This window comes from Pseudaquabacterium rugosum (assembly GCF_038066575.1).
Classification (GTDB): domain Bacteria; phylum Pseudomonadota; class Gammaproteobacteria; order Burkholderiales; family Burkholderiaceae_C; genus Pseudaquabacterium; species Pseudaquabacterium rugosum.
In genome coordinates this window covers 30,321-46,076 of sequence record NZ_JBBUTF010000029.1, presented here as the reverse complement: position 1 = coordinate 46,076, position 15,756 = coordinate 30,321, and the positions used below count along the sequence as shown (strand labels likewise).

The window sequence follows — 15,756 nt, the reverse complement described above, 5'->3', positions numbered from 1 at the left end:
CGTGGGTCCGTGGCGGTCAGCCGGGGCGGTGCACGGCGCGCGCCGGCGGCCGCAGGGCCGTGGCGTCACGCGCGCATCGCACCGTGGCCCAAATTCTTGCATCGGGCCGGTGCACTGCCGGGCCCCGCGGGGGGCCGGTCCGGACTTCCCTCACGCTCCGGACTGGACGGATTTCACGCCCGGACACGTAAAGCGGACACGCCGCCCATCCGTAACAGGATGTGCGGCGTGCGAAGGCCCCGGATCACCGGCTGACGACCGGACCGAGGGGCCCGCGACAGGCGCGGTCCCCCGGCCGGCATCGGCCGTCCGGACTCAGGCTCAGGCGTGAGCCAGGGTGTCGGCCGTCTGCAGCGTGGTCAGCTTGCGCAGCAGCTCGCTGGTGTCGGCCGCGGCCGTGCAGGCGCTGTCGCAGCTGGCGGTCGCCACCGTGGTGGCGGCCACAGCGCTCTGGCCCAGCACGGTGTCGAGACTGACATCGTCACCCAGCAGCTCGCCGATCGTCGGCGCGGTGATGCCCGCGGCCGCCGCGTCTTCGGACGAGACGTTGAAGTAGATGTCGGTCATCGTCACCGAGCGGCCGTCGGCCAGCGTCACCGCACTCGACTCGCCGTGCACGTTGCCCTGCGCGTCGACCGCGAAGTCGCTCGTGTGGGCGACCTGCAGGCTGACGATGCCGGCATCGGCCAGGCTGTAGAGCTCGCCGGCATCGGTGACGTGGTCGCCATCGATGTCCTGCCAGATCTTCAGCTCGGCGAAGGCCGCGTCGCTGGCGTTGACGAAGCCGTCGCCGTTGCTGTCGTAGGCGGCCAGGTCGGCGTAGCCGTCGCCCTGGTTCACGCCACCGAACAGCTCGTCGATGCCGTCGATCGTGCCGTTGCCGTCCTTGTCGACCGCCAGGAAGCCGTCACCCGACGAGATCCAGCCCGAATCGATGCCGTGGCCGGTGCCCAGCAGGTCGAAGGTGCCGGCGCTGTTCTCGCGGCTGAGGGTCTGGATGCCGTCACCGTCGAGGTCGATGACCAGCGGCGTGATGCCGGCGTCCTTCGACACGTCGTTCTGGCCTGCCGTCAGCGTGAAGGTGCTGGTGCGCGAGACGTTGGTGGTCGCCGCCGCGTCACCGGCGACATCGGAGTCGATCAGGTCGTTGCTGCCGCTGTCCTTGACCGCGTACTTCCAGGCATTGAGGTTGATGCCGTCGTAGATGACGTTGGTCTTGTCGAACTCCAGGAAGTAGCTGCCGGCGGCCAGGCCGCTGAACAGGTACTTGCCGTCGTCATCGGTCTTGCAGGTGGCCACCACGGCGCCGGTGGAGGCGCTGTAGAGCCGCACCGTCACGCCCTCGATGCCGCACTCGCCGGCGTCGTAGACGTTGTTGTGGTTGCTGTCCTGCCAGACCATGTTGCCGACCGCGGCCTTGCCGGTGGTCACCAGGCCGGCATCCACCGTCAGGTTCTGCTCACCGGCGGCCAGGGTGATGACGCCCGTCGTGCCGCTGGCATCGACATCGCTGTCGCAGGCGTCGTTCGTGCCCTTGTTCTGACCAGTGAAGGTGGCGTTGGCCGCGGTGAACTCGACCTGGTACTTGCCGGCGGCCAGACCCGAGAACTGGTAGCGGCCGTTGGCATCGGTGACGGTGCTGGCGGCGATGTCGTCGGTGGTGCCGAAGACGCCGTCGGTGCCCGCGCCCTTGAGCTTGACCGTCACGCCGGCCACGCCCTTCTCGGTGCTGTCCTGCACGCCGTCGCAGTCGGTGTCCGCCCACACGCGGTCGCCGATCGCGCCCTTGGCCGTCGAGGCGGCGCCGGTGTAGTACGCGGCGTCGCTGTCGGTGACCTTGGTGGCGCCGTCGACCGTGTCGGTGGCCGTGACCGTGCCGACGTTCTTGATCGTGCCCGAGGAGGCCGTTTCGCGCGCCGTGTAGGTCCAGGTCTCGCCCACGTCCAGCAGGCCGTTGCAGTTGATGTCGCCACTGACGTAGCTGATCGACTGGATGCGGTCGTCGGTGACGGTGACGTTCTTCAGCGCGGCATCACCGGTGTTGGTCACCTTGTAGGTGAACACCACGGTGGAGCCGGTGGTGACGTCCAGCCCCGGAGGCGCATCGGCGTCGTACAGCTGGGTGTCGACGACCGAGGTCGAGGTGGTCTTGCTGGTGCTCCAGTTGCAACCCTGCTCGTTCTCGTACTTGAACGAGGCGAAGCTGCTGTCGTAGCTGCCGCTGGTGAAGCAGTACTTGACCTGCTGGCAGACCTGGTCCTTGCTGTACTCGTAGTCGACGCTGCTGTGGCAGGCGTTCAGGTAGGCGGCCACGGCCTCGCGCATCAGCGCCTTCTTGCCCGAGGTCTCGGTGAAGGCCAGCACCTGGGCCAGCGTGCAGTTGCCGTAGCTGCTGTCGCTGGTGCCGAAGAGGCTGTTGAAGCTCGTGCCCGTCTTGCAGCCGGTGCCGGTGAACTCGTAGCTCCAGCTGTACCAGTTGAAGGTCGTCGCCGACTTCCAGTAGCTGCAGGTCGCGCCCTCGGTGCCACCGGTGGTGCTGGTGCTGGTGCGCACGGTCGAGACGTACTTCTCGATGTCCACGCCGATGTCGCGGGTGGTCGTCAGGCCGGCGTCGACGGTCAGGTTGTCGGCGCAGGTGTTGACGGTCACGTCGGTCTGCACCACCGTGTCCTTGGTCACCAGCTTCACGTTGTCGATGATGCCGCCGATGCTGTCATCGTCGTTGCTCGTCTCCTTGAAGGTCAGGCGGTCGTTGCCGCCCGTGCCCGTGACCGAGAACGTGTAGGTGGTCAGCGTGGTGCTCGACGGATCGATGGTGGCGATCTTGGTGCCGGCCCAGTAGATCTCGACCGTGTTGGTCGAGGCCGAGTAGCCCGCGCGCTGGGCCAGGTCGACCGACAGCTCGTAGGTCTGGCCCGCGGCGGTCTTGACCTCCTGGTACAGACCGCCGGTGACGCAGGCGTTGGCGTCGAGCTCGACGACCATGTTGCCGCTGGCACCGTTCACGCCGTAGGCCGTGGCCTTGTTCAGCTCGATCTTGTCGTTGACCGCGCACCAGCCGCTGAAGCTGCTGTAGTAACCCGCGGTCTGCGTCGCCTCGAAGCTGCCGTTGACGATCAGGTTGGTCGTGCCCAGCACCGTGGACTTGACGAAGTCGGAGTCGACGGCGTCGTTGGTGCCCACGTTGGCCGTGGTCAGCGCGTAGGACGACGGCACCACCAGCTGCACGCGGTAGCTGCCATGGGCCACGTCGGCGAAGCTGTAGTTGCCGCTGGCGTCGGTCGTCGTGGTGCGCACGGTGTCGTCGGACGTGCCCAGCACGCCGTCGGTACCGGCCCCCACGAGCTTGACGGTGACGCCGGCCACGCCGGCCTCGCCCGCGTCCTGCACGCCGTCCTTGTCGGCATCCAGCCAGACCTTGTCGCCGATCTTGACCAGGCAGACCTTCAGGCCGGCATCGACGTCGGTCCGGGCATCGCCCGAGGCCAGCGTGTAGCTGCCGGTGGTGCCGGTGGTGCCATCGACGTCGCTGTCGGTCGCGTCCGCACCGCTGTTGGCGGTGGTGAACTTGTAGCCCGACGGCGCGACGAACTTCACCGAGTAGCTGCCCGGGGCCAGGTCGCTGAACAGGTAGTTGCCGCTGGCGTTGGTCAGCTGCGTGGCCACCACCGTGCCGGCGGCGTTGAGCAGCTGCACGGTCACGCCGGCCGCACCGGCCTCGCCCGCGTCCTGCTGGCCGTCACCGTCGGTGTCGAACCAGACCTTGTCGCCCAGGCTGGCCTTCTTGTAGAGGCCGGCATCCAGGCTGCTGACGACGTCACCGGCGTTGACCGAGACGGTCGCGCTGCGGCCGGTGGTCGCGTCGACATCGCTGTCGACGGCATCGTTGCTGCCGCTGTCCTTGCCGGTGAAGACGTAGCCCGTGGGCGCCGTCACCTGCACCGAGTAGCTGCCCGGGGCCACGTCGAAGCCGTAGACGCCGCTGGCGTCGGTGGTCGTGGTGGCCACGGCGTTGCCGGCGCTGTCGCGCAGCGTCACGGTGGCGCCGGCCAGGCCGACCTCGCCCGTGTCCTGCACGCCGTTGCCGTTGGCATCGACCCACACCTTGTCACCGATCTTCGCGACCTTCTCGTCGACGAAGTCGTTGCCGGTGTTGGTCTGGCCCGCCACCACCGTCACGGCGATGCTGTTGAGGTTGCCGCCGTCCTTGTCGGCCACGTCCAGCACGCCGGCCGGGTTCACCTCGGTCACGGTGTAGCTGCCCGGGGCCACGCCGGTGAAGGCATAGCTGCCGTCGGCGCCCGTCGTGGTGGTCGCCACCACGGTGCCGGCGGCGTTGCGCAGCTGCACGGTCACGCCGGCGGCCGGGGTGTCGCCCACGTTGTCGTTGTTGCTGTCCAGCAGGACCTTGCCGGTCACCGCGCCGCTCGTCGGCAGGGCGACCAGACCGGCATCGGCCGTCAGGTTCGCGTCGCCGGCGTTCAGCGTGTAGGTGCCGGTCAGGCCGGTGGTGGCGTTGGCGTCCGAGTCGGTCGCGTCCGCACCCACGTTGGCCGTGGTCAGCGTGTAGCCCGTCGGGGTGACGAACTTCACCGTGTAGGCACCCGGGGCCAGGTTGTCGAACAGGTAGTTGCCGGCGGCATCGGTGGTCGTGGTCGCCAGGACCGTGCCGGCCGCGTTCAGCAGCTGCACCGTCACGTTGGCCACGCCGGCTTCGCCCGCGTCCTGCTGGCCGTCGGCGTCGCTGTCCAGCCACACCTTGTCGCCCAGCTTCGCGGCCTTCTCGTCGACGAACACGTTGCCCGTGCTGGCCTGACCCGCCACCACCGTCACGGCGATGTTGTTCAGGTCACCACCGTCCTTGTCGGCCACGTCCAGCACGCCGGCCGGGTTGACTTCGGTGACGGTGTAGTTGCCCGGGGCCACGTTGGTGAACGTGTAGCTGCCGTCCGCGCCCGTCGTGGTGGAGGCCACCACGGTGCCGGCCGGATTGCGCAGCTGAACCACCACGCCGGCGGCCGGGGTGTCACCCACGTCGTCGTTGTTGCTGTCCAGCAGCACCGTGCCGGTCACCGTGCCGGTCGTCGGCAGGGCCACCAGGCCCGCGTCCACCGTGCGGTTGTCGTCACCGGCGTTCAGCGTGTAGGTGCCGGTGATGCCCGTGCTCTGGTTCGCGTCCGAGTCGGACGCGTCCGCGCCCACGTTGGCCGTGGTCAGCGTGTAGCCCGTCGGGGTGACGAACTTCACCGAGTAGCTGCCCGGGGCCAGGCCGTCGAACAGGTAGTTGCCGTTGGCGTCGGTGGCGGTCGTCGCGACCACCGTGCCGGCGCTGTTGAGCAGCTGCACGGTGACGTTGGCCACGTTGGCCTCGCCCGCGTCCTGCTGGCCGTCGGCGTCGCTGTCCAGCCACACACGGTCGCCCAGCTTGGCGGTCTTCTCGTCGACGAAGAAGTTGCCCGCGTTGGTCTGGCCACCGGTCACCGTCACCGCGATGACGTCCAGGTTGCCGCCGTCCTTGTCGGCCACGTCCAGCGTGCCCGCCGGATCCGTCTCCGTCACCGTGTACTGGCCCGCCGGCACACCGGTGAAGGTGTAGCTGCCGTCGGCGCCGGTCGTGGTCGTGGCCACCGTGTTGCCGGCAGCGTCCTTCAGCGTCAGCGTCACGCCCGGGGCCGGGGTGTCACCCACGTTGTCGTTGTTGCTGTCCAGCAGCACCGTGCCCGTGATCGAGCCCGGACGCTCATCGACGAAGTCATTGCCCGCGCTGGAGCCGCCCACCGGCAGCGTCACGGCGATGGTGTTCAGGTCACCGCCGTCCTTGTCGCTGACGTCGGTGAAGCCGGCCGGGGTCTGCTCGGTCACCGAGTAGTTGCCGCCCGCCAGACCGCCGAAGCTGTAGCTGCCGTCCGCACCGGTCGTGGTCGTCGCGATGACCGTGCCCGCGGCGTCCTTCAGCACCACCGTCACGCCCGCGATCGGGGTGTCGCCGGTGTTGTCGTTGTTGCTGTCTTCCAGCACCTTGCCGCTGATCGAGCCGTTGCTCGGCAGCAGGCCGGCATCCACCGTGCGGTTGTCGTCACCGGCGTTCAGCGTGTAGCTGCCGGTCACGCCCGTCGTGGCGTTCGCGTCCGAATCGGTCGCGTCCGCGCCGCTGTTGGCCGTCGTCAGCGTGTAGCCCGCCGGAGCGACGAACTTCACCGAATAGCTGCCCGGGGCCAGCGTGTCGAACAGGTAGTTGCCCGAAGCGTCGGTCAGCGTGGTGGCCACGACCGTGCCGGCCGCGTTCAGCAGCTGCACCGTCACGTTGGCCACGCCGGCCTCGCCCGCGTCCTGCTGGCCGTCGGCATCGCTGTCCAGCCACACCTTGTCGCCCAGCTTCGCGACCTTCTCGTCGACGAAGACCACGCCCGAGGTCGTCTGGCCCGCGGTGACCGTCACGGCCACGCTGTTCGGGTTGCCGCCGTCGCTGTCGACCACGTCCAGCACGCCGGCCGGATTCACTTCCGTCACGGTGTAGCTGCCCGGGTTCACACCGGTGAAGGTGTAGCTGCCGTCGGCGCCGGTGGTGGTGGTCGCCACCACATTGCCGGCCGGATCGCGCAGCTGCACGGTCACGCCCGGGGCCGGGGTGTCACCCACGTCGTCGTTGTTGCTGTCCAGCAGCACCGTGCCGCTGACCGTGCCGGTCGTCGGCAGGGCCACCAGGCCCGCGTCCACCGTGCGGTTGTCGTCACCGGCGTTCAGCGTGTAGGTGCCGGTGATGCCGGTGCTCGGGTTCGCGTCCGAATCGGACGCGTCCGCGCCCACATTGGCCGTGGTCAGCGTGTAGCCCGTCGGGGTGACGAACTTCACCGAGTAGCTGCCCGGGGCCAGGCCGTCGAACAGGTAGTTGCCGTTGGCGTCGGTGGCGGTCGTCGCGACCACCGTGCCGGCGCTGTTGAGCAGCTGCACGGTGACGTTGGCCACGTTGGCCTCGCCCGCGTCCTGCTGGCCGTCGGCGTCGGCGTCCAGCCACACGCGGTCGCCCAGCTTCGCGACCTTCTCGTCGACGAAGAAGTTGCCCGCGTTGGTCTGGCCACCGGTCACCGTCACCGCGATGACGTCCAGGTTGCCGCCGTCCTTGTCGGCCACGTCCAGCGTGCCCGCCGGATCCGTCTCCGTCACCGTGTACTGGCCCGCCGGCACACCGGTGAAGGTGTAGCTGCCGTCGGCGCCGGTCGTGGTCGTGGCCACCGTGTTGCCGGCCGCGTCCTTCAGCGTCAGCGTCACGCCCGGGGCCGGGGTGTCGCCGACGTTGTCGTTGTTGCTGTCCAGCAGCACCGTGCCCGTGATCGAGCCCGGACGCTCATCGACGAAGTCATTGCCCGCGCTGGAGCCGCCCACCGGCAGCGTCACGGCGATGGTGTTCAGGTCACCGCCGTCCTTGTCGCTGACGTCGGTGAAGCCGGCCGGGGTCTGCTCGGTCACCGAGTAGTTGCCGCCCGCCAGACCGCCGAAGCTGTAGCTGCCGTCCGCGCCGGTCGTGGTCGTCGCGATGACCGTGCCCGCGGCGTCCTTCAGCACCACCGTCACGCCCGCGATCGGGGTGTCGCCGGTGTTGTCGTTGTTGCTGTCCTCCAGCACCTTGCCGCTGATCGAGCCGTTGCTCGGCAGCAGACCGGCATCCACCGTGCGGTTGTCGTCACCGGCGTTCAGCGTGTAGCTGCCGGTCACGCCCGTCGTGGCGTTCGCGTCCGAGTCGGTCGCGTCCGCGCCGCTGTTGGCCGTCGTCAGCGTGTAGCCCGCCGGAGCGACGAACTTCACCGAATAGCTGCCCGGGGCCAGCGTGTCGAACAGGTAGTTGCCCGAGGCGTCGGTCAGCGTGGTGGCCACGACCGTGCCGGCCGCGTTCAGCAGCTGCACCGTCACGTTGGCCACGCCGGCCTCGCCCGCGTCCTGCTGGCCGTCGGCATCGCTGTCCAGCCACACCTTGTCGCCCAGCTTCGCGACCTTCTCGTCGACGAAGACCACGCCCGAGGTCGTCTGGCCCGCGGTGACCGTCACGGCCACGCTGTTCGGGTTGCCGCCGTCGCTGTCGACCACGTCCAGCACGCCCGACGGATTCACTTCCGTCACGGTGTAGCTGCCCGGGTTCACACCGGTGAAGGTGTAGCTGCCGTCGGCGCCGGTGGTGGTGGTCGCCACCACATTGCCGGCCGGATCGCGCAGCTGCACGGTCACGCCCGGGGCCGGGGTGTCACCCACGTCGTCGTTGTTGCTGTCCAGCAGCACCGTGCCGCTGACCGTGCCGGTCGTCGGCAGCGCCACCAGGCCCGCGTCCACCGTGCGGTTGTCGTCACCTGCGTTCAGCGTGTAGGTGCCGGTGATGCCCGTGCTCTGGTTCGCGTCCGAGTCGGAAGCGTCCGCGCCCACGTTGGCCGTGGTCAGCGTGTAGCCCGTCGGGGTGACGAACTTCACCGAGTAGGTGCCCGGAGCCAGGCCGTCGAACAGGTAGTTGCCGTTGGCGTCGGTGGCGGTCGTCGCGACCACCGTGCCGGCGCTGTTCAGCAGCTGCACGGTGACGTTGGCCACGTTGGCCTCGCCCGCGTCCTGCTGGCCGTCGGCGTCGGCGTCCAGCCACACGCGGTCGCCCAGCTTGGCGGTCTTCTCGTCGACGAAGACCACGCCCGAGGTCGTCTGGCCCGGCGTGACCGTCACGGCCACGCTGTTCGGGTTGCCGCCGTCGCTGTCGACCACGTCCAGCACGCCGGCCGGATTCACTTCCGTCACGGTGTAGCTGCCGGCCGGCACGTTCGGGAAGGTGTAGCTGCCGTCGGCGCCGGTGGTGGTCGTGGCCACCACGTTGCCGGCCGGATCGCGCAGCTGCACGGTCACGCCCGGGGCCGGGGTGTCGCCCACGTTGTCGTTGTCGCTGTCCAGCAGCACGGTGCCGGTCACCGTGCCCGAGGTCGGCGCGGCGACCAGGCCGGCATCGGCGCTCAGGTTCACGTCACCGGCGTTCAGCGTGTAGGTGCCGGTGATGCCGGTGCTCGGGTTCGCGTCCGAGTCGGACGCGTCCGCGCCCACGTTGGCCGTGGTCAGCGTGTAGCCCGTCGGGGTGACGAACTTCACCGAGTAGCTGCCCGGGGCCAGGTTGTCGAACAGGTAGTTGCCGCTGGCGTCGGTCGTGGTCGTCGCGATCACGGTGCCCGCCGCGTCCAGCAGCTCCACGGTGACGTCGGCCACGCCGGCCTCGCCCGCGTCCTGCTGGCCGTCGGCGTCGGCGTCCAGCCACACCTTGTCGCCCAGGGTCGCGACCTTCTCGTCGACGAAGAAGTTGCCGCCGCTGGTCTGGCCGGCGGAGACGGTGACGGGGATGCTGTTGAGGTCGCCGCCGTCCTTGTCGGCCACGTCCAGCACGCCGACCGGATTGGTCTCGGTGACGGTGTAGTTGCCCGGAACGACGTTGGTGAAGGTGTAGCTGCCGTCGGCGCCGGTGACGGTGGTCTGCACCACGGCGCCCGACGGATCACGCAGCACGACGGTCACGCCCGGCGCCGCGGTGTCGCCGACGTTGTCGTTGTTGGTGTCCAGCAGCACGGTGCCGGTGACGGTGCCGGTCGTCGGCGTCGGCGACAGCAGGCCGGCGTCGAGGTCGAACTTGTCCTGGCCCGAGGTCAGCGCGAAGGCGGCGGTCTGGCCGCTGGCATCCGCATCGCTGTCGCTCACGTCCGCACCGACATCCTGCTGGGTGAAGGTGTAGCCGGCCGGCGGCACGAACTTCACGCTGTAGGTGCCCGGCGCCAGATCGGTGAACAGGTAGTTGCCGTTGACGTCGGTCAGGCGCTCGTCGACGACGTTGCCGCTGGCGTCCAGCAGCTGTACCGTGACGCCCCAGATGCCGGTCTCGCCCGCATCCTGCTGGCCGTTGCCGTTGGTGTCGACGAAGACCTGGTCACCCAGGTTGGCCAGGCGGTAGAGGCCGGCGTCGACATCGGTCTTGCTCTGGCCGGCGACGACGCTGAAGCTGTTGCTGCGGCCGGTGGTCGGGCTGACGTCGCTGTCGAGCGTGTCGTCACCGCCTTGATCGCGGGCGGTCAGCACATAGCCGGCCGGCGCGGTGACCTGGACCGAGTAGGTGCCGGCGGCCACGTCGAAGCCGTAGTTGCCGCTGGCATCGGTGGTGGTCGTGGCCACGACGATGCCCGAGCTGTTGCGCAGGCTGACGGTCACGCCGCCCAGGCCCGCTTCGCCGGCATCCTGGACGCCGTCGCCGTCGAGGTCCTCGAACACGCGGTCGCCGATGTGGGCGGTCGGGGCCGTGGCGGTGACCAGGCCGGCGTCGATGTCGGTGACGTTGTCGCCCGAGCGCAGCACGATGGCCGCGGTGTTGCCGGTGGTGGCCGAGGCATCGCTGTCGGTGCCGTCGTTGCCGGCATCGGCGGTGGTGAAGTCGTAGCCGGCGGGCTTGACGAACTGGACCGAGTAGGTGCTCGGCACCAGACCGGTGAAGTGGTAGTTGCCGCTGGCGTCGGTCGTGGTGGTGGCCACCACGGCGCCGTTGGCGTCCAGCAGGTTGACCGTCACGTTGGCCAGACCGGCCTCGCCGGCATCCTGGGTGCCGTCGCGGTCGGCATCCAGCCAGACGCGGTCGCCCAGCTGGGCGTACTTGTAGAAGCCGCCGTCGACCGTGCTGTTGGTGGCCCCGGGGGCCAGCACCAGCACGCCGGACAGCAGGCCGTCGCTGTCGGTGGCGTCGTCGCCGCCGGCGTCGGTCGGCGACAGGGCGTCGTAGCCGGACGGCAGCGTGAAGCGGACCTGGTAGGCCACGCCCGGCGCCAGGCCGTTGAACAGGTAGTTGCCGGCGGCGTCGGTGACGGCGGTCTGCAGCACTTCGGCGGCCGAGATCACGCCGTCGCCGTTGACGTCACGCACCAGCTCGACGGTGGCGCCGGCGATGCCGGCCTCGCCCGCGTCCTGCACGCCGTCGGCGTCGGTGTCTTCCCAGACGCGGTCGCCGATGGCGGCGGCCTTGGTCGTGATCAGCAGGGTCTGCTGCTGCACGCCGTTGACGTTGGTGGGGTCGAGGACGACGCCGATCGTGTCACCGGCCTGGGCGACATAGCCGTCCTGGGCCAGCGCGTTGCTGACCAGGCCGTCGATGACGGTCTGGTCGGTGGTGCCCAGGTAGGCCGCGCCCACGTGCCAGTCCTGGCCCATCAGCGTCCAGATCGCGGCCTGCATGTTGCCGTAGCCGACCGACGCGCTGTTGGCGCTGTAGTAGCCCAGCAGCCAGTTGATCGAGTCCAGGTTGTCGGCGAAGCCGCCCGGGTTGCCCAGGTTGGGCAGCTCGCTGGCCAGCACGCTGCGGTCGTAGGGCGAGTAGGTGTCGGCCACGTAGGTGCCCGGCACATTGATGGAGATGCGCGTGTCGAGACACCAGGCGTCGTACAGCGTGCCCGATGCCGGGTAGGTCGGGTTCAGCGTCGACTCCGAGGACACGACGACATCGAACAGGGACGGCAGGCCGTTGGTGCCTAGGTAGGAAACGCTGATCGTGATGGACTGCGTGGACATCATCAAGGACTCCGGGGGACTCGGGGCCGATCTGCACGGCAGACCGGGTGACGGGGCGGACGGGCTGTGGGCACCACGAGGGCACCCGGGGCATCAAGACGAACCACCCGGGTTCGTCGCGCTCTCCGGCGTGGGCTGGGCGCACGCACAGGACGTCGTATCGAACGGGCGACCCGCACGGCAGGGCCGGGCCGGTCTCGAATCGGGGCAGACCCAGGGTCTGCGGGGATCAGGGTGGGAAACGGTCGACCTGCCGGGGCGCGGTCATGGACCAACGACTGCCGCGCCAGGGGCTGTCAGAGCTTGAAGGCGCAGGCGACCGGTTCCGCGAACCCGCCGGATTACTTGCGGCGGCTGAACAGCACGACGCCGGCGATGCCCAGGGCAACCAGCGAAACGGTGCCCGGCTCGGGCAGCGCCGGCAGCGCGTGGGCGGCGCCCATGGTGGCGACGGTCAGCGAGGCGGCGGCGCCGAGGAACTTGGCGATGGACTTCATGGAGGGACTCCTGTGGAACGAAGAGAGAGAAATTCAGCCGCTTCGGGAGCCGCGTGAAGCAATTCACAAAGCTGCATGAACACTCATTTTTAGCAATGCATGTGCCACACCCGGTTTTCCTCGTCGCCACAACGACTTGATCCCCGTAACGAGGGGTACACACAAACCCCTGTCAAATTCACCGACAAACCCTCTCCGTTTCCTGCGATTTCAGAATTGCACAAATTGCAACACTTCTCACCGAATTGACAGAATAAACAGCGCCAGTGACTTAAGTTGCAAATATTGAATCGCTGCAGCGGCATATTCAACAAGGGGTGCGACACGCCGATCAGGCCCCGGCCCGACCCCGGCCCGGCGGCGCCCCGGCAGGGCCGCGGGACGCCCTCGCCGGCCCCGCCACTTACAATCCGCCCCCATGCCTGCCGCTGTGCTCCGCCGGCTGCCGACCGCCCACGCCTCGACGCGGCGGCAGACCACCCGCGACCGAATTTGCGTCGCGCGCGGCTGAGCGGCCGCCCGCGTCCCGGACCTCCACCCCGCGCTCCGGCGCACACGGCGGCACCGGTGACCGGCCGGCCGTCCGCCGGGCCCCGCGCCCGGCCCGCTTCCGCCCCTCCAGCCGGCCGTCGGCGCATGCGCCCCGGCCACCCTCCGACTCCCCTCGAAGTCCGGCGCGTGCGGTCCGTGCGCGTCCCAGCCCGCCATGACCGACGCGACCCGCCCCGAAGGCAGCGCCCCTGACTACCGCGCCACGCTGAACCTGCCCGACACCCCGTTCCCGATGCGCGGCGACCTGCCCAAGCGCGAGCCGGGCTGGGTGAAAGCCTGGAACGAGGACGGCGTCTACAAGCAGCTGCGCGACGCGCGCTGCGGCGCCCCGAAGTTCATCCTGCACGACGGCCCGCCCTACGCCAACGGCGCGATCCACATGGGCCACGCCGTCAACAAGGTGCTCAAGGACATGATCGTCAAGTCGCGCCAGCTGAGCGGCTTCGACGCCCAGTACGTGCCGGGTTGGGACTGCCACGGCCTGCCGATCGAGAACGCGATCGAGAAGAAGCACGGCCGCTCGCTCAGCCGCGACGACATGCAGGCGAAGAGCCGCGCGTATGCCACCGAGCAGATCGCCCAGCAGCGCGAGGACTTCAAGCGCCTGGGCGTGCTCGGCGACTGGGAGCACCCCTACCGCACGATGGACCACGCCAACGAGGCCGGCGAGATCCGCGCCTTCAAGCGCGTGATCGAGCGCGGCTTCGTCTACCGCGGCCTGAAGCCGGTCTACTGGTGCTTCGACTGCGGCTCCAGCCTGGCCGAGTTCGAGATCGAGTACGCGGACAAGAAGAGCGACACGCTGGACGTGGCCTTCGAGGCCGACGATCTGGGCGCGCTGGCCGCCGCCTTCGGCCTGGCCGCCCTGCCCGATTCGGTGACCAGCGGCGCCAAGAAGGCCTTCACCGTCATCTGGACCACCACCGCCTGGACCATCCCCGCCAACCAGGCGCTCAACGCCCATCCTGAGCTGACGTACGCGCTGGTCGACACGCCGCGCGGCGTGTTGATGCTGGCCGAGGACCTGGTGGCGAAGTGCCTGGAGCGCTACCAGCTCGAAGGCAGCGTCATCGCCACGGCCAAGGGCGAGGCGCTCAAGGGCCTGGTCTTCCGCCACCCGCTGTTCGACACGGTCAGCGCGGAAGACGGCGGCCCGTACGGCTACCGCCGCAAGAGCCCGCTCTACCTGGCCGACTACGTGACCGCGGCCGACGGCACCGGCATCGTGCATTCGGCGCCGGCCTACGGCGTGGACGACTTCAACAGCTGCGTCGCCCACGGCCTGAAGACCGACGACATCCTGAACCCGGTGCAGGGCCATGGCGTCTACGTCGACGCGCTGCCCTTCTTCGGCGGCCAGCACATCTGGAAGGCCGTGCCGCGCATCCTGGAAGTGCTCGCACAGAGCGACCGCCTGCTGGCCACCCAGGCCATCACCCACAGCTACCCGCACTGCTGGCGCCACAAGACGCCGGTGATCTACCGCGCCGCCGCGCAGTGGTTCATCCGCATGGACGAGGGCGAGGGCGTGTTCACGAAGGACAAGGCGCCGAAGACGCTGCGCCAGCTGGCGCTCGACGCCATCGAGCACACCCGGTTCTACCCCGAGAACGGCAAGGCCCGCCTGCGCGACATGATCGCCGGGCGGCCCGACTGGTGCATCTCGCGCCAGCGCAGCTGGGGCGTGCCGGTGCCCTTCTTCCTGCACAAGGTGACGGGCGAACTGCACCCCGACACCATGGCCATCCTGGACCGCGCCGCCGACATCGTCGAGGCCGGCGGCATCGAGGCCTGGAGCCGCGTCACCGCCGAGGACATCCTGGGTGCGGAGGACGCCGCGCTGTACGCCAAGAGCAGCGACATCCTGGAGGTCTGGTTCGACTCCGGCAGCACCTTCTGGCACGTGCTGCGCGGCACCCATGCCGACAGCCACGGCTCGCTCGGCCACCACGACGAGGGCCCTGAGGCCGACCTGTATCTCGAGGGGCACGACCAGCACCGCGGCTGGTTCCACAGCTCGCTGCTGCTGGCCTGCGCCCTGTTCGACCGCGCGCCCTACCGCGGCCTGCTGACCCACGGCTTCACCGTCGACAGCCAGGGCCGCAAGATGAGCAAGAGCCTGGGCAACGGCATCGACCCGCAGCAGGTCAGCCAGAAGCTGGGCGCCGAGATCATCCGCCTGTGGGTGGCCGCGTCCGACTACTCGGGCGACATCGCCGGCGACGACAAGATCCTGGCCCGCGTGGTCGACGGCTACCGCCGCATCCGCAACACGCTGCGCTTCCTGCTGGCCAACGTCAGCGACTTCGACGTCACCACCGACAGCGTGGGCGCCGACGAGCTGCTGGAGGTCGACCGCTGGGCGCTGGCCCGCGCCGCCGAGTTCCAGGCCGAGATCCTGGCCCACTACGAGCGCTACGAGTTCCACCCGGTGGTGGCCAAGCTGCAGGTGTTCTGCTCGGAGGACCTGGGCGCGTTCTACCTCGACGTGCTCAAGGACCGCCTCTACACCACGGCCCCCGGCAGCGTGGCCCGCCGCAGCGCCCAGACCGCGCTGTGGCACCTGACGCAGTCCATGCTGCGCTGGATGGCCCCGTTCCTGAGCTTCACCGCCGAGGAGGCCTGGGCCCTCTTCGCGCCCGAGCACGGCAGCATCTTCCTGCAGACGTACTGGCCGCTGGCCACGCCGGACGCCGGCCTGCTGGCCAAGTGGGCGCAGGTGCGCGCGGTGCGCGAGGCGGTCAACAAGGCGATCGAGGCGGTGCGCACCGAAGGCGGCGTGGGCTCGTCCCTGCAGGCCGAGGTGACGGTGACGGCAGCGCCGGAGACGCTGGAGATCCTGCGCTCGCTGGGCGAGGACCTGAAGTTCGTCTTCATCACCTCGGCCGCCCGTCTGCAGCCGGGCGAGTCGCTGGCCATCGAGGTCAACCCCACCGCCCACGCCAAGTGCGAGCGCTGCTGGCACTGGCGCGCCGACGTCGGCCACGACGCGGCGCACCCGACGATCTGCGGCCGCTGCACCAGCAACCTGCACGGCGACGGCGAGACGCGCCGCCACGCCTGAGGCCGCGCCGGGGCCGCCCCGCCCGGCCGGCCCCACGACCCGCGCCCCGCTTCTGCGGGGATAGGTCCGCGCCGGAGGTGGCAGACT

At 69.6% G+C, this 15,756-nt stretch carries 3 protein-coding genes; 1 reads left to right on the top strand and 2 read right to left on the bottom strand.

What is annotated here, in order from left to right:
* Nucleotides 1–321 precede the first annotated feature (321 nt).
* Nucleotides 322–11,556, bottom strand: coding sequence for an SdrD B-like domain-containing protein (locus AACH11_RS22465; RefSeq protein WP_341376518.1), 11,235 nt, complete (start codon nucleotides 11,554–11,556; stop codon nucleotides 322–324).
* Nucleotides 11,557–11,897: 341 nt separating this feature from the next.
* Entirely contained in the window at nucleotides 11,898–12,053 is a 156-nt protein-coding gene (locus AACH11_RS22460) for a PEP-CTERM sorting domain-containing protein (RefSeq protein ID WP_341376517.1), read from the bottom strand.
* A 706-nt stretch (nucleotides 12,054–12,759) separates the two neighbouring features.
* Between AACH11_RS22460 and ileS the strand changes: the two genes are divergently transcribed.
* A complete protein-coding gene (gene ileS, locus AACH11_RS22455; RefSeq protein ID WP_341376516.1) occupies nucleotides 12,760–15,669 on the top strand; it encodes an isoleucine--tRNA ligase in 2,910 nt (969 codons plus the stop codon).
* The last annotated feature ends 87 nt before the right edge of the window (nucleotides 15,670–15,756 follow it).